19 protein-coding genes are annotated in these 19742 nt (G+C 65.3%); 9 read left to right on the top strand and 10 right to left on the bottom strand.

Annotated features, from left to right (window positions below; genetic code table 11):
* Nucleotides 1–19: 19 nt before the first annotated feature.
* The 4 genes from HU751_RS13865 to HU751_RS13850 form a co-directional block, all read right to left on the bottom strand.
* The gene (locus HU751_RS13865; protein WP_186732010.1) at nucleotides 20–514 is read right to left on the bottom strand and encodes a helix-turn-helix transcriptional regulator; all 495 of its coding nucleotides are present in this window, start codon (nucleotides 512–514) and stop codon (nucleotides 20–22) included.
* Nucleotides 514–786 carry a hypothetical protein gene (locus tag HU751_RS13860; protein ID WP_186732009.1) on the bottom strand — a complete coding sequence of 91 codons (273 nt, stop codon included), beginning with the start codon at nucleotides 784–786 and terminating at the stop codon, nucleotides 514–516. The genes HU751_RS13865 and HU751_RS13860 overlap by 1 nt, the downstream gene beginning before the upstream one ends.
* 167 nt (nucleotides 787–953) lie before the next feature.
* Nucleotides 954–2180, bottom strand: a complete 1227-nt coding sequence (locus HU751_RS13855; RefSeq protein ID WP_186732008.1) for a class I SAM-dependent methyltransferase — start codon at nucleotides 2178–2180, stop codon at nucleotides 954–956.
* Between the two features lie 196 nt (nucleotides 2181–2376).
* Nucleotides 2377–2985: a TPM domain-containing protein gene (locus HU751_RS13850; RefSeq protein WP_186732007.1), complete on the bottom strand. Its 609-nt coding sequence runs from the start codon at nucleotides 2983–2985 to the stop codon at nucleotides 2377–2379.
* Between the two features lie 203 nt (nucleotides 2986–3188).
* Between HU751_RS13850 and bglX the strand changes: the two genes are divergently transcribed.
* The 5 genes from bglX to HU751_RS13825 all read left to right on the top strand — a co-directional run bounded on the left by bglX (nucleotide 3189) and on the right by HU751_RS13825 (nucleotide 11539).
* Nucleotides 3189–5480, top strand: a complete 2292-nt coding sequence (bglX, locus tag HU751_RS13845; protein ID WP_186732006.1) for a beta-glucosidase BglX — start codon at nucleotides 3189–3191, stop codon at nucleotides 5478–5480.
* A gap of 117 nt (nucleotides 5481–5597) precedes the next feature.
* The gene (locus HU751_RS13840; protein WP_050703936.1) at nucleotides 5598–7355 is read left to right on the top strand and encodes a sensor histidine kinase; all 1758 of its coding nucleotides are present in this window, start codon (nucleotides 5598–5600) and stop codon (nucleotides 7353–7355) included.
* Nucleotides 7349–8683 (top strand): sigma-54-dependent transcriptional regulator, encoded by a 1335-nt coding sequence (locus HU751_RS13835; RefSeq protein ID WP_186732005.1) that lies wholly within the window; start codon nucleotides 7349–7351, stop codon nucleotides 8681–8683. The genes HU751_RS13840 and HU751_RS13835 overlap by 7 nt, the downstream gene beginning before the upstream one ends.
* Before the next feature lie 259 nt (nucleotides 8684–8942).
* Complete coding sequence (locus tag HU751_RS13830; RefSeq protein ID WP_186732004.1) at nucleotides 8943–10262, top strand: MFS transporter; 1320 nt, start codon at nucleotides 8943–8945, stop codon at nucleotides 10260–10262.
* 125 nt (nucleotides 10263–10387) lie between these two features.
* A complete protein-coding gene (locus tag HU751_RS13825; protein ID WP_186732003.1) occupies nucleotides 10388–11539 on the top strand; it encodes a Fic family protein in 1152 nt (383 codons plus the stop codon).
* A gap of 10 nt (nucleotides 11540–11549) precedes the next feature.
* Here HU751_RS13825 and HU751_RS13820 read toward each other — a convergent pair whose 3' ends face one another.
* Nucleotides 11550–12302: a COG4705 family protein gene (locus HU751_RS13820; protein ID WP_186732002.1), complete on the bottom strand. Its 753-nt coding sequence runs from the start codon at nucleotides 12300–12302 to the stop codon at nucleotides 11550–11552.
* Between the two features lie 344 nt (nucleotides 12303–12646).
* On the opposite strand from HU751_RS13820, the gene HU751_RS13815 reads away from it, so the two are divergent.
* Both HU751_RS13815 and HU751_RS13810 read left to right on the top strand, forming a co-directional pair.
* Entirely contained in the window at nucleotides 12647–12973 is a 327-nt protein-coding gene (locus tag HU751_RS13815) for a hypothetical protein (RefSeq protein ID WP_186713113.1), read from the top strand.
* Nucleotides 12974–13091: 118 nt separating this feature from the next.
* Nucleotides 13092–13697 (top strand): flavin reductase family protein, encoded by a 606-nt coding sequence (locus HU751_RS13810; RefSeq protein WP_186732001.1) that lies wholly within the window; start codon nucleotides 13092–13094, stop codon nucleotides 13695–13697.
* On the opposite strand, the gene HU751_RS13805 is transcribed toward HU751_RS13810, so the two are convergent.
* Nucleotides 13698–13931 (bottom strand): hypothetical protein, encoded by a 234-nt coding sequence (locus tag HU751_RS13805; protein ID WP_186713115.1) that lies wholly within the window; start codon nucleotides 13929–13931, stop codon nucleotides 13698–13700. It lies immediately after the preceding gene.
* A 41-nt stretch (nucleotides 13932–13972) separates the two neighbouring features.
* Complete coding sequence (locus HU751_RS13800) at nucleotides 13973–14266, bottom strand: putative quinol monooxygenase (protein ID WP_050703928.1); 294 nt, start codon at nucleotides 14264–14266, stop codon at nucleotides 13973–13975.
* A 202-nt stretch (nucleotides 14267–14468) separates the two neighbouring features.
* On the opposite strand from HU751_RS13800, the gene HU751_RS13795 reads away from it, so the two are divergent.
* On the top strand, nucleotides 14469–15389 hold the full coding sequence (locus tag HU751_RS13795; protein WP_186732000.1) for an AraC family transcriptional regulator: 921 nt from the start codon (nucleotides 14469–14471) through the stop codon (nucleotides 15387–15389).
* A gap of 73 nt (nucleotides 15390–15462) precedes the next feature.
* Here the strand turns inward: HU751_RS13795 and HU751_RS13790 are convergent, their stop codons facing one another.
* Nucleotides 15463–17100 carry a 5-guanidino-2-oxopentanoate decarboxylase gene (locus HU751_RS13790; RefSeq protein WP_186732094.1) on the bottom strand — a complete coding sequence of 546 codons (1638 nt, stop codon included), beginning with the start codon at nucleotides 17098–17100 and terminating at the stop codon, nucleotides 15463–15465.
* A gap of 112 nt (nucleotides 17101–17212) precedes the next feature.
* On the opposite strand from HU751_RS13790, the gene HU751_RS13785 reads away from it, so the two are divergent.
* On the top strand, nucleotides 17213–18094 hold the full coding sequence (locus HU751_RS13785; protein ID WP_186731999.1) for a LysR substrate-binding domain-containing protein: 882 nt from the start codon (nucleotides 17213–17215) through the stop codon (nucleotides 18092–18094).
* A 125-nt stretch (nucleotides 18095–18219) separates the two neighbouring features.
* On the opposite strand, the gene HU751_RS13780 is transcribed toward HU751_RS13785, so the two are convergent.
* Together HU751_RS13780 and HU751_RS13775 are read right to left on the bottom strand one after the other, a co-directional pair.
* Nucleotides 18220–18834 (bottom strand): NAD(P)-dependent oxidoreductase, encoded by a 615-nt coding sequence (locus HU751_RS13780; RefSeq protein ID WP_186731998.1) that lies wholly within the window; start codon nucleotides 18832–18834, stop codon nucleotides 18220–18222.
* A gap of 28 nt (nucleotides 18835–18862) precedes the next feature.
* Complete coding sequence (locus tag HU751_RS13775) at nucleotides 18863–19738, bottom strand: MBL fold metallo-hydrolase (RefSeq protein WP_186731997.1); 876 nt, start codon at nucleotides 19736–19738, stop codon at nucleotides 18863–18865.
* Between the last annotated feature and the right edge of the window lie 4 nt (nucleotides 19739–19742).

Genomic DNA, 19742 nt, shown 5'->3' with positions numbered 1-19742 from the left:
GATGATGCAATGGACTGCATCACCTGCCGCTCGCCACCCGTTCCTGGGCCCTGGCGACATTCACCTGCATCGCCACGACGGCCAGTTCATGGAGCGCCTGGACAACGGCGTGGGTACCCCGTTCCTGCATCCAAGCCAGGATGTCGGCCAGGTGCCAGAGCGAAAGGCTACCGTCATGCACCGGGGCCGGGAAAGTGCGGTGATGCGTGAGCATGAGCTTGCGCATGTTCTGTCGGGACACCCCCACCAGCGCCGCCACATCGGTCAGGCCGACCAGGTCGGGACTGGCCTCGATCAGGCGGGCCTCCGGCAAGACCTGCCGGACATCCTCCAGGGCGCTGTGCATCGCTTCCCGCGCAGTCTTGCCCTCGCGGGCGAAGGCCAGGGCCAGGCGACCGGGCTGACCGCTACCGACCACCGCGTCATCGCAACCGGCCTCTCCCAGAAGCTCGATCAGTGCATCGACGTCCACGCCGTCGTGCAATTGGTACTTGAGGGTGAATTCGTACTCCATCACTTTCGCTCCACTGGCTGATTGACGCTCCCGCGCATCGACGTGCAGTTGTCCACGATCCGGCGCAACTGGCGAGCGAAGGTGCCCGGGTTTCTGGGTGTGCTCCACACGCTGGTGATGCAGAACTCGCCACAGCGGCATTCGCGGTCGTTGTTGGGGCAATAGATCCGCCCCCAGCAATGGCCGCCCCGCGCTGTAACTTTCCAGCCCTGCGCCTCAGCGTGTGCCAGGGACTGCTCGACTTCCTTGTTTGGATGGAGAGGACGGGCCATCGATTGAGCTCCAGTATGGGCATGCGAAAAAGGTTGTCAAGTGACAACCAGGCAGCGCCGACGGGCGTCACCACAAGCCAGACTAGGTGCCAGGGAGGCTGCAACAGGCTCAGAAAGGCTCTTTCAGAAACGGCCTAACCGAAACTGGGAAGGTGCTGTAGGTTCAATCACCCAGCAATCAGGCCATCCGCCTGCAGCAGGGTTTCCAGGCAATGCTCGCGTACCCCATAGAACGCCTTGAGCTCGGCGATCTTCTCCAACAGTGCCGCATTGTCCTGGGGCTGTCGGCGCTTGACCGCAAGAATCATCTTGTTCTTGTTGGTGTGCTCGAGCGAGATGAACTCGAACACCTTGGTCTCGTAGCCACAGGCCTCAAGATAGAGCGCCCGCAGGCTGTCGGTGAGCATTTCGGCCTGCTGCCCCAGGTGCAACCCGTATTGCAGCATCGGTTGCAACAGGCCGGGGCTGCGCAGTTGCGGACGAACCTGCTTGTGGCAGCACGGCGAGCACATGATGATCGCGGCGTTGCAGCGAATGCCGGTGTGGATGGCGTAGTCGGTGGCAATGTCGCAGGCATGCAGGGCAATCATCACGTCGATGGCCTCAGGCACCACGCTGCGCACATCTCCGCACTCGAACACCAGGCCCGGATGCTCCAGGCGCGCGGCGGCGGCGTTGCACAGCTCGACCATGTCCGCACGCAACTCGACACCGGTGACCTGCGCCTCACGCCCGAGGGTATTACGCAGGTAGTCGTGCATGGCGAAGGTCAGATATCCCTTGCCCGAGCCGAAGTCGGCAACCTTCAGGTACTGCTGTTCGTCCACCGGCGCTCCGCTCAAGGCATGGTCGAAGACTTCGATGAACTTGTTGATCTGCTTCCACTTGCGCGACATCGACGGGATCAGCGCACCTTGCGCGTCGGTCACTCCCAGGTCGCGCAGGAACGGTCGCGACAGTTCCAGGTAGCGCTTCTTCTCGCGGTCGTGCCCGCCAGCCCCCGCCTCGCGTGGCGCCGGCTGGGCCTGGGCCAGGTGGCGGCGCAGCATCGGCTTGCCCTTCTTGCTGAACTCCAGTTGCACCTCGCCGGCGGCGGTGAACAGGTGCGCATTGCGAAAGCTCTCCGGCAGCAGTTCGGCCACCAGCGCCAGCGCCGGGGCCAGCTCCAGGTTGCGGGTAATGTCGCGGGTCAGGTGACGGTAGACCAGCGACAGACAGGCCTGGCCCTTGATCTGCACCGCTTTGGCGATGATCCTCTGCAGGGTCTGGTCGGCGCCGACATGACGGGCCAGCACCAGCTTGCTCAGGCTGCCATCGGCCAGGGCATCGGCGAGCAGGCTCAGGAACTGGGCACGCGCGTCCGGCGCGGTGGGGGCGGAAGAAGGGGACGACATGGGAACGGGTGCCTCGGAATGCGGGGGGCGCTATGCGCAATGCCAGGCATTCTACGTCGATGTCAGGCCATCGCGAACCCCTGTGGGAGCGGGCTTGCCCGCGAAACCGATAACTCGATGCATGACACCGGCTTCGCCGGTGTTCGCGGGACAAGCCCGCCCCCACGACAACAAGCATTGATTCAGACCACAGCAATCAGTCGAGAATCACCAGGCGGTTGGGCAGCTCGTTGCGCGCATGGGTGGGCGGCACGTGTTCGCTGAGCAGCTCACCGCAGGCCTCGATGCACTCGACGAACCCCTGCAGGGTATGGCCCTGGCGCACCTGATCAGTGAAGCGGGCGACGATCGCCTCACGCGCCTGCTCGGGCAGGTGCCGGGCAATGCCTTCGTCAACCAGTATCTCGACATGACGCTCGGCTTCGCTAACAAAGATCAGCACCCCCGTGGCACCGGCGGTACGCTGCAGGTTGAGTTCGAGAAACTGCTGGCGGGCCAGGCCCGACGCGCGCCGGCGCCGCAGCACCGACGGCACCACCCAGGCCGCCAGGGGCGGGTGGCGCAGCAGCAGACAGAGGCTGATGAAGGTCAGCATCTGCGCCAGCAGCAGACCGTTGACGCCAATACCGCCCAGCCACAAATGCAACGCGCCGGGGATCAGCAAGGCCAACAGGGCGGCCCAGAGCAACGGCAAATAGGGGAAGTCGTCGGCGCGGCGGGCCAGCACGGTCACCAGTTCCGCATCGGTACGCCGCTCGGCGCGGGCGATCGCCTCGGCGATCTGGCGCTGTTCGTATTCGGTCATGCCATCGTCTCTCGAGCGTTCTTATCGTTGTTATCCCGGCAATCGGGTGGGCGAGAGTGTATCTCAACAAACGCCTCATATAAGGCATAATCCGCGACTGCGCCGGATCATGGATGAATGATCCACAGAACTGCCAGCGGACGCGACAACGACAGGCGTACGAAACGTCTCGGCCAGCCGCTTATCACTCGACAACGGAATTGATGATGAAACTGTCTTTGCTGGGCCTGGCCATGGGCCTTGCCAGTCAGGCGGCCCTTGCCGCCCCTACCGCCGCGCCCTTGCAAGACAAGCAGGCGTTCATCGACCATCTGGTCGGCCAGATGACCGAGGCCGAGAAGATCGGCCAGTTGCGCCTGATCAGCATCGGCCCCGAGATGCCCCGCGACAAGATCCGTGAGGAAATCGCCGCCGGACGCATCGGTGGCACCTTCAACTCGCGTACCGCTCCCGAGAACCGGCCGATGCAGGACGCGGCCATGCGCAGCCGCCTGAAGATCCCGATGTTCTTCGCCTACGACACCATCCACGGCGAGCGCACCATCTTCCCGATCGGCCTGGGCCTGGCTTCGTCCTGGGACATGGACGCCATCGCCAAGGTCGGCCGCACCTCGGCCATCGAGGCCGCCGCCGATTCCCTGGACATGACCTTCGCGCCGATGGTCGACATCGCCCGCGACCCGCGCTGGGGCCGCACCAGCGAAGGCTTCGGCGAGGACACCTACCTGACCTCGAAGATCGGCCAGGTGATGGTCAAGTCGTTCCAGGGCTCGAGCCCGGCCAACGCCGACAGCATCATGGCCATCGTCAAGCACTTCGCCCTGTACGGCGCGGTGGAGGGCGGGCGCGACTACAACACGGTCGATATGAGCCTGCCGAAGATGTACAACGACTACCTGCCGCCCTACCGCGCCGCACTCGATGCTGGTGCCGGCGGGGTGATGGTGGCGCTGAACTCGATCAACGGCGTACCGGCCACCTCCAACACCTGGCTGATGAACGACCTGCTGCGCAAGGAGTGGGGCTTCAAGGGCGTGACCATCAGCGACCACGGCGCCATTCAGGAGCTGATCCGCCATGGCGTGGCCCGCGACGGCCGGGAAGCGGCCAAGCTGGCGATCAAGGCCGGCATCGACATGAGCATGAACGACACCCTCTACGGCGAAGAGCTGCCAGGGCTGCTGAAGTCCGGCGAAGTCAGCCAGGCCGAGCTGGACCAGGCGGTGCGTGAAGTGCTGGGCGCCAAGTACGACATGGGGCTGTTCAAGGACCCCTATGTGCGTATTCCCAAGCCGGAAACCGACCTGAAGGACTACTACGCCGACGACCGCTTGCACCGTGACACCGCCCGCGACGTGGCACGCCGTGGCCTGGTGCTGCTGGAGAACCGCGAGCAGACCCTGCCGCTGAAAAAGTCCGGCACCATCGCCCTGGTCGGCCCGCTGGCCGATGCACCGATCGACATGATGGGCAGCTGGGCCGCCGACGGTAAACCGCAGCACTCGGTCACCGTGCGCGAGGGCCTGCGCCGCGCCGTCGAAGGCAAGGCCAAGCTGGTCTATGCCAAGGGCTCGAACGTGACCGGCGACAAGGCCATGTTCGACTACCTGAACTTCCTCAACTTCGACGCGCCGGAAATCGTCGATGACCCACGCCCGGCCGCCGTGCTGATCGACGAAGCGGTCAAGGCCGCCAGGCAGTCGGATGTGGTGGTGGCCGTGGTCGGCGAGTCCCGTGGCATGTCCCACGAATCGTCGAGCCGTACCACCCTGGAAATCCCGGCGGTGCAACGCGATCTGATCAAGGCGCTGAAGGCCACCGGCAAGCCCCTGGTGCTGGTGCTGATGAACGGCCGTCCGCTGTCGATCGCCTGGGAGCGCGAGCAGGCCGACGCCATCCTCGAGACCTGGTTCAGCGGCACCGAAGGCGGCAACGCCATCGCTGACGTGCTGTTCGGCGACTACAACCCGTCCGGTCGCCTGGCCATCACCTTCCCGCGCTCGGTCGGGCAGATCCCGATGTACTACAACCACATGCGCATCGGCCGCCCGTTCACCCCGGGCAAGCCGGGCAACTACACCTCGCAGTACTTCGAGGAGCCCAACGGCCCGCTGTACCCGTTCGGCTACGGCCTGAGCTACACCAGCTTCGAGCTGTCGGGGCTGGCGCTGTCGCAGAAGGAACTCAAGCGTGGCGGCACCCTGCAGGCCAAGGTGACGGTGAAGAACACCGGCAAGCGTGACGGCGAGACCGTGGTGCAGCTGTATATCCAGGACCAGAGCGCGTCGATGAGCCGCCCGGTCAAGGAACTGAAGAACTTCCAGAAAGTCATGCTCAAGGCCGGCGAAGCGCGAACCTTGACCTTCGACATCAGTGAGCAGGACCTGAAGTTCTACAATGGCCAACTGCAGCACGTCGCCGAAGCTGGCCAGTTCAATGTGCAGATCGGCCTCGACTCGCAGGCGGTGCAGCAGCAGAGCTTCGAGCTGCGTTAAGCAGGTTCGGCCCCTTCGCGGGCAAGCCCGCTCCCACAGGGTTATGCATGTCCTGTGTGGGAGCGGGCTTGCCCATGATGAGGCCGGCACAGACAACCGAGATCCCGGATCCGCCCCATGCCCTCATCCTTCCGCGCCCTGCGCCTGGGTTTGATCATCCTGCTGATCCTGGTCGGCACCACCCTCAGCGCCGGCTGGGCCATGCACCAGGCCAAGCGCCAGGCCATGGAAACCGACGCCCGCCGGGCCAGCGAGCAACTGGGCCTGTATGCCAACGCCCTGCACACCCTGATCGAGCGCTACCGCGCCCTGCCTGCGGTGCTGGCGCTGGATCCGGAGCTGATCGCCGCCCTGCGCGGGCCGGTCACCGAGCCGGTGCAGGACGCCCTGAACCGCAAGCTCGAACGCATCAACGGTGCCGCCAATTCCTCCACCCTGGAGCTGCTCGACCGCACGGGCCTGGCCATCGCCGCCAGCAACTGGCGCCTGCCGACCACCTACGTCGGCTCCAACTACGGCTTTCGCCCCTACTTCAAGCAGACCCGCAGCCAGGGCAGCGGCCGCTTCTACGCCGTCGGCGTGACCAGCGGCGTGCCGGGTTACTTTCTGTCCAGCGCGGTGAACGACGAACACGGCCGCTTCCTCGGCGCCATGGTGGTCAAGCTGGAGTTTCCCGAGCTCGAGCGCGAATGGCGTCAGGGCAGCGATATCCTGCTGGTCAGCGATGCCCGCGGCATCACCTTCATCGCCAACCAGGACGGCTGGCGCTACCGCGAGCTACAACCGCTGTCCGGCGCCGACCGCGCCGAACTGGCCGAAACCCGCCAGTACGACAAGCAACCGCTGGTGCCCCTGCAGCACCAGGCCCTGACCCGCTTCACCGACACCAGCCACCTGACCCGCGTGCAAGGCCCGGATGGCACCGCCGAGTACCTGTGGGAGCGCCTGCCCCTGGAGGCCGAAGGCTGGACCCTGCACCTGCTGCGCAAGCCACAGGTCGCCGAGGACGGGCGCAACGCCGCCCTCGCCGCCGCGGCAATCTGGCTAAGCCTGGTGTTCGCCGTGCTGTTTGTCAGCCAGCGCCTGCGCCTGGCCCGCCTGCGCCAACGCAGCCGCGAAGAGCTCAAGCGCCTGGTCGAGGAGCGCACCCGCGAACTGCATACCGCCCAGGAAGGCCTGGTGCAATCGGCCAAGCTGGCGGCACTGGGGCAGATGTCGGCAGCCCTGGCCCACGAAATCAACCAGCCGCTGACCACCCAGCGCATGCAGCTGGAAACCCTGCGCCTGCTGCTCGACCATGGCCGCCATGACGAGGCGCGCCAGGCCCTGGAACCGCTGGAACAGATGCTGACCCGCATGGCCGCGCTCACCGGCCACCTGAAGACCTTCGCCCGCAACAGCCCCGGCGGCCTGCGCGAACGCCTGGACCTGGCCACCGTGGTCGACCAGGCGCTGCACCTGCTGGACACCCGCATCCGCGCCGAAGGCGTCGAAGTGGCACTGTACCTGGCGCGCCCGGCCTGGGTTCGTGGCGACGCGATCCGACTGGAGCAGGTGCTGATCAACCTGCTGCGCAACGCCATCGACGCCATGGCCGACAAGCGTTACAAACGCCTGGAGATCCGCATCGAGGCCGACGATGCGCAGTGGCGCCTGAGCGTGCTCGATTCCGGTGGCGGCATCCTCGACTGCGACCTGGACCGGGTCTTCGATCCGTTCTTCACCACCAAGCCGGTCGGCGAAGGGCTGGGCCTGGGCCTGGCCATCTCCTATGGCATCGTCATCGACGCCGGTGGCCGCCTGCAGGTCGAGAACCTGCCGGGCGGTGCCCGCTTCAGCCTCACCCTGCCCCGCGACCTGGAGCCTGTATGTTGAATTCGGTGATCGTCGTCGACGACGAAGCGAGCATCCGCACCGCGGTGGAACAATGGCTGAGCCTGTCGGGCTTCAGCGTGCAGCTGTTCGCCCGCGCCGAGGACTGCCTGGACAGGCTCGAGCCGCACTTCCCCGGGGTGATCCTCAGCGACGTGCGCATGCCCGGCATGTCCGGCCTGCAGCTGCTCGAACGGTTGCAGGCGAGCGACCCCGACCTGCCGGTGATCCTGCTCACCGGCCATGGCGACGTGCCCATGGCCGTGGAAGCGATGCGCAATGGCGCCTATGACTTCCTGGAAAAACCCTTCACCCCGCAACACCTGATGGGCAGCCTGCGCCGCGCCCTGGAAAAGCGCCAGCTGGTCCTGGAGAACCGCCGCCTGCATGAGCAGGCCGACCTCAAGGCGCAACTGGAGAACACCCTGCTGGGCATGTCCCAGGGCTTGCAGCAACTGCGCCGCCAGGTGTTGGAGCTGGCCGGCCTGCCGGTCAACGTGCTGATCCGCGGTGAAACCGGCAGCGGCAAGGAGCGCGTGGCGCGCTGCCTGCACGACTTCGGCCCGCGCGCCGACAAGCCCTTCGTCGCCCTCAACTGCGCTGCCATTCCCGAGACGCTGTTCGAGGCCGAGCTGTTCGGCCATGAGAGCGGCGCGTTCACCGGTGCCCAGGGCAAGCGTATCGGTAAACTGGAGTACGCCAATGGCGGCACCGTGTTCCTCGACGAAATCGAGAGCATGCCCCTGGCCCAGCAGGCCAAACTGCTGCGGGTGATCCAGGAGCACAAGCTCGAGCGGCTGGGCGCCAACCAGAGCATCAGCGTCGACCTGCGCATCATTGCCGCGACCAAGCCAGACTTGCTTGAGGAAGCCCGCGCCGGGCGCTTTCGCGAAGACCTGGCCTACCGCCTGAACGTCGCCGAGTTGCGCCTGGCGCCGCTGCGCGAACGGCGTGAGGACATCCCGCTGCTGTTCGAGCATTTCGCCCGCGCCGCCGCCGAACGCCTCGGGCGCAGCACCCCGCCGCTGAGCGGCGTGCAGCTGGCGCGCCTGCTGGCCCACGATTGGCCGGGCAATGTGCGCGAGCTGGCCAATGCCGCCGAACGGCATGCCTTGGGACTGGGCTCGCCAGCCCTGGAGATCGAGTCCGGCGGGCAATCCCTGGTCGAGCAGATGGAAGCGTTCGAAGCCCAGTGCCTGCGCGCAGCACTGCGCCAGCACAAGGGCGAGATCAAGGGTGTGATGGAGGCATTGCAACTGCCGCGGCGTACACTCAATGAAAAGATGCAGCGGCATGGGTTGGTGAGAGAGGATTTTCTTGAGCGCGAATGAGCGGATTATTGCTCAGTAACTCAGGCCAACAAGCGGAAAACCGCCTATCCGGTGCCGTTGTTTCACACCTCATCGCGGGGCAAGCCCGCTCCCACGAAGGTCTCTGAAACGCAGGCGGCACAGGCTTTGCGTGGGAGGGGGCCTGCCCCGCGATGCCCTCGAATGGATCACCACGCACTCATCTGGCACACCTCCTGCTAAACCCTTCTCAAGCTGCGCCTCGAGCGCGCTCCACAAAAACAACGAGAAGGTATCCCTGATGGATAACGCCAGCACTCTGCCCACCGGGGCGGCCGTTGCGCCCGCCGCGGAAAAGTCCACCGCCAGCCGCCTCAAATCGATCTTCAGTGGTTCCATCGGCAACATGGTCGAATGGTACGACTGGTACGTCTACGCCGCATTCTCGCTGTACTTCGCCAAGGCCTTCTTCCCCGCCGGCGACACCACCGCCCAACTGCTCAACACCGCCGCGATCTTCGCCGTGGGCTTCCTCATGCGCCCGATCGGTGGCTGGCTGATGGGCCTGTACGCCGACCGCAAGGGCCGCAAGGCGGCACTGATGGCCTCGGTGCTGCTGATGTGCGCAGGCTCCCTGGTCATCGCCCTGACGCCGGGCTACGAGACCATCGGCGTCGCCGCGCCGATCCTGCTGGTCGTCGCCCGCCTGATGCAGGGCCTGTCGGTAGGTGGTGAGTACGGTACCTCGGCCACTTATCTCAGCGAGATGGCCAGCAAGGAACGCCGTGGCTTCTTCTCCAGCTTCCAGTACGTCACCCTGATCTCGGGTCAGCTCATCGCCCTGGCAGTGCTGATCGTCCTGCAGAACACCCTGACCACCGAGGAGCTGTATGCCTGGGGCTGGCGCGTACCGTTCGTGATCGGCGCGCTGTGCGCGGTGGTCGCCCTGTACCTGCGCCGAGGCATGGAAGAGACCGCGTCCTTCACCAAGAAGGAGAAGTCCAAGGAAAACCTGATGCGCACCCTGCTGCGCCATCCCAAGGAGCTGATGACGGTGGTCGGCCTGACCATGGGCGGCACCCTGGCCTTCTACACCTACACCACCTACATGCAGAAGTACCTGGTCAACACCGTGGGCATGAGCATCAGCGACTCGACCACCATCTCGGCGGCCACGCTGTTCCTGTTCATGTGCCTGCAGCCGGTGATCGGCGGGCTGTCCGACAAGATCGGCCGACGCCCGATCCTGATCGCCTTCGGCGTGCTCGGCACCCTCTTCACCGTGCCGATCCTCAGCACCCTGCACACCATCCAGACCTGGTGGGGCGCGTTCTTCCTGATCATGGCCGCGCTGATCATCGTCAGCGGCTACACCTCGATCAACGCCGTGGTGAAGGCCGAGCTGTTCCCCACCGAAATCCGCGCCCTGGGCGTCGGCCTGCCGTACGCGCTGACTGTTTCGATCTTCGGTGGCACCGCCGAGTACGTGGCCCTGTGGTTCAAGAGCATCGGCATGGAGACCGGCTTCTACTGGTACGTCACCGCCTGCATCGCCTGTTCGTTGCTGGTGTACGCGACCATGAAGGACACCAAGCAGCATTCGCGGATCACCACCGACTGATCCCTCCTCGCAGAACTGAAAGGGGCGCTCCGGATAACCGGGCGCCCCTTTTTTAATGGACTGTGAGCCGAATAACAGCGTCATTCGGCTCACATCATGAGCCGAATGACGCTATTATTTGGCTCATGAACCCAAAAGCGCACACGGCTGCAGACACCGTCTGGGTCTGGCAGCAGGCCGACTGGCCCGACTTTCGTTGGGAGGCGGCACAACTGGCAACCTTGCTCAGGGACTGCGTCCAGGCGCAGGGCTGCCTGCTGGGCAGAGCGGGGGCGGTGACCGAGGCCAATGCCAACCTCGATACGCTCGATACCCTGCTGCAGAACATTGTCACGTCCTCGGCCATCGAGGGCGAGCAGCTCAATGTGGAGTCCGTCCGCTCTTCCCTGGCCCGCCGGCTCGGCATCGCTGAGCCGGGGACGACCACGACACGCAGCGAGGGCCTGGCCGAACTGATGGTGGACGCGGCCATGGGCTATGTTCGGCCACTGGATCAACAGCGCCTGTTCCTGTGGCACTGCTGGCTGTTTCCCGAACATGACGATTCACTCGCACCGCCCCTGCCAGTCGGTGAATGGCGCGACGATGCTCCAATGCAAGTGGTATCGGGGCGTATCGACAAACCCAGGGTGCATTTCGAAGCACCGCCGCGTGCCGGCCTGGAGCAGCAGGTGCAGCAGTTCCTCGACTGGTTCGAGAACAGCCGCAGCGATCGGCAACTCGACCCCCTGCTACGTGCGGGGCTCGCCCATTTCTGGTTCGTCACCTTGCACCCCTTCGCCGATGGCAATGGCCGCCTGGCCCGCGCCATCACAGACCTGGCATTGGCCCAAGGTGAGCAGCGGGCGGTCCGTTTCTACGCCATGTCCAGCAGCATCCTGGAAGACCGGGCCGGCTACTATGCAGTCCTTGAAAGCAGCCAGCGCGGCGACCTGGACGTCACACAATGGCTGGCCTGGTTCCTTGCCACCTTGCTGCGCAGCCTCCAGCAAGCGCTGGTGCGCATCGACCGGGTGCTGGCCAAGGCACGCTTCTGGCTGATCCATCGTGGCGACGGCTTGTTGCCCGAACAGGTCAAGGTGCTCAACCGCCTGCTCGATGGCGGGCCTCGCGGTTTCGAGGCCGGTATCAGCGCCAGCCAGTACCAGGCTGTGGCCAAGGTCTCCAAGGCCACGGCCACCCGACACCTTGCCGACCTGCTGGATAAGCACTGCCTGGTTCGCCTGCCCGGTGGTGGGCGCAGCACCCGCTACAGGATCGATACCCGAGAGGCCTGAGCAAGGCCGGTTACGACAGCTCGGCCACCCGCTGCGGCTCGCGACGCTGGTAATAGGTGGCCATCAGCACCAGTACCAGCAGCACGCCGCCAAGCACCAGCGATGAGCCCACTGTGCCGAAGTCCAGTCCGCCTTTCTCGTGTGACTTGGTCAGCACGTCGCCCAGCGTGGCACCGAACGGACGGGTGAGGACGAAGGCGATCCAGAACAGCACGACGCCCGAGATCTTCGTCCAGTAGCGGGCTGCGGCCACCAGCGCGATCGCCGAGCCGATCAGCAGCGCGCCACCAGCGAAGCCCAGGCCGGAATCATCGGCCAGGTAATCGCCCAGGGCGGTGCCCAGGGTGTTGGAGAACAGGATCGCTACCCAATAGAACAGCTCGCCACCACGATTGCGGATGCGGCTGACGTCCAGCGGGTTGCCGCTCAGGCGCCACAGGGCAAAGGTCAGCATGAGAATGCCTATCAGCAGTGCCGAGCCCATGGCGTAGCCCAGGCCCAGGGTCCGGTCCATGAAGTCGGACATGGTGGTACCGGCGGTACTGGTGGAGAGGATCACCAGCCAGTACAGCATCGGGTGGTAACGGCGCGAGTAGAGCTGGCTGACCAGGGTCACCAGGAACACGCTGATAAGCAACAGCGAACTCATGGCGTAGCCGATGTCCAGGGTCATCGACAGCAGGTCGCCGGCCGTCTCGCCGAGGGTGGTGGCGCAGATCTTCATGACCCAGAAGGCCAAGGTGATTTGCGGGAGTTTGTTCATGGGTGTGCCGCTCCAGGGGTTCAAGTGCGGCGATGGTGGCGAGCGAAGCCTGAAAAATCGGTTTGAGCCGTATGAAAAATCCGTTGATTGCTTAATCCCCAGGCTCGCGTGCCCTTAACTCCCCATTAATTTCCGCCTTTCATCTTTGTCGAACTGGAAAAATCATTGGCGGTCGTGCTGCACGCCACACGCGATGCCCACTGCAAGCCAGGGGTAGCCGCACCCTTAACAATCGAATAAACAGATTCTTATGCGCTATTTTTTGCGCTTTTTTATCGATTTTATAGGCGTAGCATTGAACCCATAGAAACAACAACCCCTGGCAACTCACCGGAGCAACGACCATGAAAAACAAACTGATCCTCACCCTCGCCCTCTCTGTTCTGACCACTGGTGCCTTTGCCGAAGACGGCTTCGATCGTACCGGCGCCCACACCTTCGCTGCCGTGCAGAGCCAGTCGGCCACCTACGCAGAAGATGGCTTTGATCGTACCGGCGGCCAGCGCTTCGCAGAAGACGGCTTCGACCGCACCGGCGGCCAACGCTTCGCAGAGGACGGCTTCGATCGCACCGGCGGCCAACGCTTCGCCGAAGACGGCTTTGATCGCACCGGCGGCCAACGCTTCGCCGAAGATGGCTTCGACCGCACCAACGGCCACCGCATCAGCTGATCGCTGATGTGCGCAACCAGCCCGGCTTCGGCCGGGCTTGATCATTTGCAGCCGAGCCAAGCCTTGGCACACTAGGCGCCTTGTCCCCCACCAGGAAGGGCCTCGCGGCCTTGCGCAGATGTACTACTACGAACCCGCCAAAGGCCACGGCCTACCCCACGACCCGTTCAACGCCATCGTCGGCCCACGCCCCATCGGCTGGATCTCCAGCCACGACCGCGAAGGCCGTCTGAACCTGGCGCCCTACAGCTTCTTCAACGCCTTCAACTACATCCCTCCGATCATCGGTTTCTGCAGCGTCGGGCGCAAAGACAGCCTCAACAACATCGAGCAGACCGGTGAGTTCGTCTGGAACCTGGCCACCCGTCCGCTGGCGGAACGAATGAACCAGAGCTGCGCCGCCGTGGCGGCGGATGTCGACGAGTTCGTGCTCAGCGGCCTCACCCCGACCGCCTCGAAGGTGGTCAAGGTGCCGCGTGTCGGCGAAAGCCCGGTGAGTTTCGAATGCAAGGTCAGCCAGATCGTCCAGCTCAAGCGTGCGGACCAGGAGCTGGTGCCCAGCTGGCTGATCCTCGGCGAGGTGGTGGCGGTGCACATTGCCGAGCACCTGCTGAAGGACGGCATCTACGATACCGCCGCCGCCGAGCCCATCCTGCGCGGCGGCGGCCCGGCCGACTACTTTGCGCTGGGCGAGCTGTTCAAGATGGCTCGGCCACAGGTCTGATCAGAAGATCAGTTCACCTTCCTCGCCCACGCCCTGCAGGCGTTCGAGTTCGGCACAAGCGGCCTCGTCGGCCGCGATCGCCGACTGGAACACCTGCCCGTCCAGCACTTTGTGAAAGCGCGGCGCGCCACCCATGCCCAAGGCCTTCACGGCGATCGCCGCGTGGTAGCCGCCGCCTTGCACCGGAACCATTGCCGAAACCGCTTCGAAGTGGGGGAATTCTCTACGTGCCATGTCGCTCTGCGCCTGTGTGATCGAGGGCGGCATTCTACACGCTAGGCGAACGTATGCAGGTCGAGGCTGCTGACCACCTGCTCCTGCACCAGCTCCCCGAACACGTCGAGGGTGGGCGAGGCGAAATAGCCACTCATCGCCTGCTGGTCGCACCAGCTGCCGCTGAGCAGCCACAGGTCGGCATCGACCTGCGAGCGCTGCACGCTGAAGCTCAGGCAGCCCGGCGCACGTCGCGACGGCTCGAGCAGGTCGCGCAGGCGCACGCCGAGTTCCGCGGAACGACCGTTGCTGGCGCGGATGAAAGCCAGGTGTGTGACCGGTTGCTGCTGGGTCATGAACGATCTCCTTGAAGCGCTACGGACGGGAAAACCAGGCTGCCAAGGTTAGGGGTTCGCCCGCGCGGGCCGTTAGGCCATTACTGCCGGCCGATTGCCTGATCCTGCAGCGCGGCAGGATCAGGCAATCGATCTGCAGCTTTCGACTAGCATCTGCCATTGCCCAAACCTATGCTGCGTCGGTCAGCAGAGGAATCCCGCCATGACTTCATCCACGCCCCTTGATCCGCTTCTGGAGCAGCAACGCCAGGAGCTGGCCGGGCTGATCCAGCGTCACGCCCAAGGCCCCCATGGCTCGGTGTCGGCCATCGAGGACCTGTACCTGACGCGCTACGAAGAGGATGTGCGCGGCATGCCGGCCCTGGCGCAACCAGCCTTGTGCATTCTGGCCCAGGGCAGCAAGACCCTGTTTCTGGGCGACGAACGCTATACCTACGACCCACTGCATTACATGGTGGTCTCGGTGACGCTGCCCATCACCGGCGCCCTCCTCGAAGCCAGCCCAGAGAATCCCTGTCTGGGCCTGCGCCTGGATATCGACCCGGCACAGATCAGCCAGCTGATCGCCGAAAGCGGGCCGATACTGGTCCCTGGCCAGACTTCCGGCCGTGGACTGTTCGTGGAGAAAAGCGATCCGCAACTGCTCGACACGCTGCTGCGCCTGGTGCGCCTGCTCGACAGCCCACGGGACATCGCCGTGCTCGCCCCACTGGTGCGCCGCGAACTGATGTACCGTGTGCTGCGCGGCCCCCAGGGCTGGCGCCTGTGCGAGATCGCCCTGTCCAGCAGCCAGACCCACCGGGTATGCCAGGCCATCGCCTGGCTCAACCGGCATTACCAGGAGCCCTTGCGCATCGAGGACCTGGCACGCGAGGTCAACCTCAGCACCTCGACCCTGCACCACCGCTTCAAGGCGGTGACCTCGATGAGCCCGTTGCAGTACCAGAAGCAGCTGCGCCTGCAGGAGGCGCGGCGACTGATGCTCAACGACGGGCTGGAGGCTGCGGTGGCCGGCTACCGGGTAGGTTATGAAAGCCCGTCGCAGTTCAGCCGCGAGTACAGCCGCTTGTACGGCGCGCCGCCGATTCGTGACGTGGCGCGCCTGCGCGCCAGCGCCAGCTGAAGAACGACGAGCATCGGACGACTGTAGGAGCGGGCTTGCCCCGCGATCGAGGGCGCAGCCCTCGCTACTACGCTCAGCCCAGTACCACCTGCTGCCACTGACCTTGATCCACCTGGATCAAGGTTGGACCCTGGCGTTCCACCGCCCGACCCAACGCTGCCTGCAGCTGCGCCACATCGCCCACGTTCTCGGCTTCGGCCCCCAGCGCCCGCGCCACGCCAATGAAGTCCGGGGTATGGATGTCCACGCCGACCGGCTCGATCGCCCGGTTGACCATGTACTTCTTGATTTCCTCGTACCCCTGGTTGTTCCACAGCAGCACGATCAGCGGCACCTGCGCCTCGACCGCGCTGGCCAGTTCTGGGAGAGTGAACTGCAGACCGCCATCACCGATCAGGCACACCGCAGGCGCGCGTGCGGCGGGCGACTCGGCGCTGCCCAGCCAGGCGCCCATGGCGGCTGGCAACGCGTAGCCCAGCGTGCCGTAACCGGTCGAGGCATTGAACCAGCGACGCGGCCTGGCCATGTCCAGGGTCAGGTTGCCGGTGTAGACCGGCTGGGTCGAATCGCCCACCAGGATGGCGTCCGGCAGGGTTTGCAGGATGCTGGTCAGCAGACGGGTCTGGCTCAGGGTCGGCTGGTCCCAGCTGGCCGCATTGTCCTGGCGCAGGCGGGCGGCCCGCGCCGTTCCCCAATCGCTTTCGCGCGGCGGTTGCGCCTGCAGGTTCAGGGCCACCAGCAGTGCTTCGGTAGCCTGGACGGCATCGGCCACCAGGGCCAGTTCGGGCAGGTAGTTGCGCACCGTCTGGTCCGGGTCGATATCGATCCGCAGCAGGCTGCCGGGAATCTCGAAACCGCCCTTGAAGGTCACGTCGTAGTCGGTTTCGGCCAATTCGGTGCCGATGGCCAGCACCACGTCGGCCTCGGCCACCAGCGCACGGGTGGCCGGCAGGGTCTGGGTCGAGCCGATCTGCAGCGGATGGTTGGCGGGCAACAACCCCTTGGCGTTGATGGTCAGCGCCACCGGCGCCTGTAGGTGCTCGGCCAGCCGCGCCAGCCCGGCGCCCGCCTCCAGCGCACCGCCACCAGCGAGGATCAGCGGACGCCGCGCCTTGGCCAGGCGCACGGCCATGCGCTGAACGGTCTGTGGCGCGGCGCCGGCACGGGTGGTGCGCACCACCCGGCCCGGCAACAGCTGATCGGCGGGCTCCACCAGCACATCCAGCGGAATCTCGATATGCACAGGGCGAGGTCGGGCGCCATCGAACACGGCGAAAGCGCGGGCCAGCACCTCGGGCAGGTCATCGGCGCTCATCAGCGTGTGCGAGAACGCCGCCACCCCCGCGACCAAGCCGGCCTGGTTGGGCAGCTCGTGCAGTTTGCCGCGTCCGCCGCCCAGCTGGCTGCGCGATTGCACGCTGGAAATCACCAACATCGGGATCGAGTCGGCGTAGGCCTGGCCCATGGCAGTGGTGATGTTGGTCATGCCCGGGCCGGTGATGATGAAGCACACCCCAGGCTTGCCCCGGGTACGCGAGTAGCCGTCGGCCATGAACCCGGCCCCCTGCTCGTGGCGCGGGGTGATGTGACGGATCGAGGAGGCGGCCAGGCCGCGGTAGAGTTCTACGGTATGCACACCGGGAATGCCGAAGACATGATCGACGCCATAGCCTTCGAGGAGTTTGACCAGCACTTCACCACAGGTTGCCATCATCGAGTACCCGATTCTTGTTGAGACCTGTGCTCATGGAACCAAGCGCCGACTACCGCCACAATGCAAAAAAACACATACTAGCCATGATCCCATATCATGGCTTGTCACGATGAAACGCCTGCCGCCCCTCCCCGCCCTGCACACCTTCCTGGTGACCGCCCAGCACTGCAACTTCACCCGCGCCGCGCAACAGCTGCATATCACCCAGGGCGCGGTCAGCCGGCAGATCGCCGGGCTCGAGGAGCACCTGGGCTACGCGCTGTTCCAGCGCCAGGCCCGAGGCCTGGCGCTGACCCGCGAAGGGCAGGACTGGCTGCCCCGGGTGCAGCAGGTCTTTGCCCTGATCGAGCAAGGCGTGCGTGAGGTCGGCGGGCGTAGCACAACACTCCAGCTCAAGGCGCCGACCTGCGTGATGCGCTGGCTGCTGCCACGCTTGCTGGAATGGCAGGCACTGCGCCCGGATGTGCCGGTGGAATTGACCACCACGGTGCAGCATGGCGTGGATTTTCGCCGCGAGGGCTTCGATGCGGCCGTGGTCTATGGCGCGGCGCCGAACCATGGGCTGCAGGTACGCAAGCTGTTCGACGAACAGCTGACGCCGGTCTGCGCGCCATCGTTATCGAGCGGCCCCTTGCAGTTGCGGGACCTGGCGCGGCAGATGCTGCTGCACCCTTCGAGGGACGAACATGACTGGCGACTGTGGTTGCAGGCGGCCGATGCCGGGTTCGAGCCCCAGGGGCCGAAGCAGCATTTCGAGACGTTGGACATGGCGATGGCCATGGCCTCTCAAGGGACGGGAATCGCCATCGGCGATTTCTCGCTGATCGGCGACGACCTGCGCACGGGCCGGTTGTGCATGCCATTCGAGCTGAAGGTGACGACCGGGAAGGGCTATTACCTGGTGAGCCCGTCGAAGACCATGCCCGCGGGGCTGGTCGAGTTGATGGAGTGGCTGCAGGCGCGTGCCTCAAGCCTTGCACATCCCCTGTAGGAGCGGCCTTGTGCCGCGAAAGGGCTGCGCAGCAGCCCCAGGATCTTGGCCATGGCATAAATCGCTGGGGCCGCTTTGCGGCCCTTTCGCGACACGAGGCCGCTCCTACAGGTACCGCGGTGGACTCAGTAGCCCACTGTGAACCGCGCCCGCGAATGCGCCGGTTTCTCCAGCTCGTCGAGCATGGCGATGGCGTAATCGGCAAAGGTGATCCAGCTCTTGCCGTCTGCACCGATCAGCAGGTGGTCCTTGCCCAGGGTGTAGTGCCCGCTGCGCTCACCTTCGACGAACTCCGCCGACGGCGACAGGAAGGTCCAGTCCAGGGTCGGCTCGCGGCGCAGCGTTTCGAGGAAGCGCACCCCGGCACTGGCCTCGGCCTTGTAGGCCTCGGGGAAGTCCGGGCTGTCGATCACCCGGTGCCCGGACGGCAGCAGCAGGCTGCCGGCCCCGCCCACCACCAGCAGGCGCTTGACCCCGGCCCGCTTGACCGGTTCGATGATCGCGCCCGGTTCGATAGTGGAAAAATGCGCCGCGCTCAGCACCGCGTCGCAGCCCGCCACGGCCGCCTGCAGGGCGACGCTGTCCTTGGCATCCAGCGCCTTGACCGTCACGCCGTCACGCCCTTGCAGGCTGCCCGGATCCCGGGCGATGGCCACCACACTGTGGCCACGGCGCAAGGTCTCTTCCAGCAACTGGCTGCCGGCGCGCCCGGTGGCACCGATGATTGCGATCTTGCTCATGGGAAACACTCCAACAGGTTGAAAGGGATTACCACTTCATCTCGCCCTTGGCGACCTTGGCCCCCAGTTCCAGGGAGCTCTCGTCGCCAAGGTTCGGGTAGCGTTGCTTCATCGCCGCGATCAGCGCGGCGGAATCGGCGGCCTTGGCGGCTTCGGTATCGAAGTCACGAATGTAGCCGGCGGTAAAGCGCACCGCGTCCAGCGAGCGGCTGCTGTCGCCCAGGTAATGCCCTGGGATCACCGTGCGCGGGGCGAGCTGCTCGATCTTCGCCAGGGTGCTCAACCAGTCGGCGTGGGATTGCGCGGTCTGGGTGTCGGCCATCCACACGTGGATGTGCTCGGAAACCACCACGCCACCGACCACTGCCTTGATCGAGGGAATCCAGACGAAGCTGCGGTCCGGCTGTGGACCGTCCAGACCGACAACCTCCAGTGCCTGGCCTTCCAGCTCCAGGCGATTGCCCTTGAGGACCTGCGGCACCACCAGGCGTGCCGGCTTGTCCGCGCCCATCTGCGGGCCCCAGTAGGCCAGCTTGGCGTCCATGGTCTTGCGGATGTGCTCGACAGTGGCGGCCGAGGCGACCACCCGCGCCTTGGGAAACGCCTGGGTAATGGTGTCCAGGCCAAAGTAGTAATCCGGGTCGCCATGGCTGACATAGATGGTGGTCAGCTGCTTGCCGCTGGCACGCAGGCGTTCGACCACCTGCTCGGCCTGACCTTTGCCGAACTGCGCGTCGACCAGGATGGCATCATGGGCGCCGCTGACGATCACCGAGCTGACCGGAAAGATCGCCGCGTGACCAGGGTTGTAGGCTTCGAGCTTAAGCGGTTCGCTGGCCATGGCCTGGCCGCCGAGGGTAAGACAGGCCAGCAGCAGGCCGCGCAGGGGGGTGAGAAGAGACATCGCA

The organism is Pseudomonas peradeniyensis (assembly GCF_014268935.2).
GTDB classification, from domain to species: Bacteria; Pseudomonadota; Gammaproteobacteria; order Pseudomonadales; family Pseudomonadaceae; genus Aquipseudomonas; species Aquipseudomonas peradeniyensis.
This window is presented reverse-complemented; position numbering and strand designations above follow the sequence as displayed.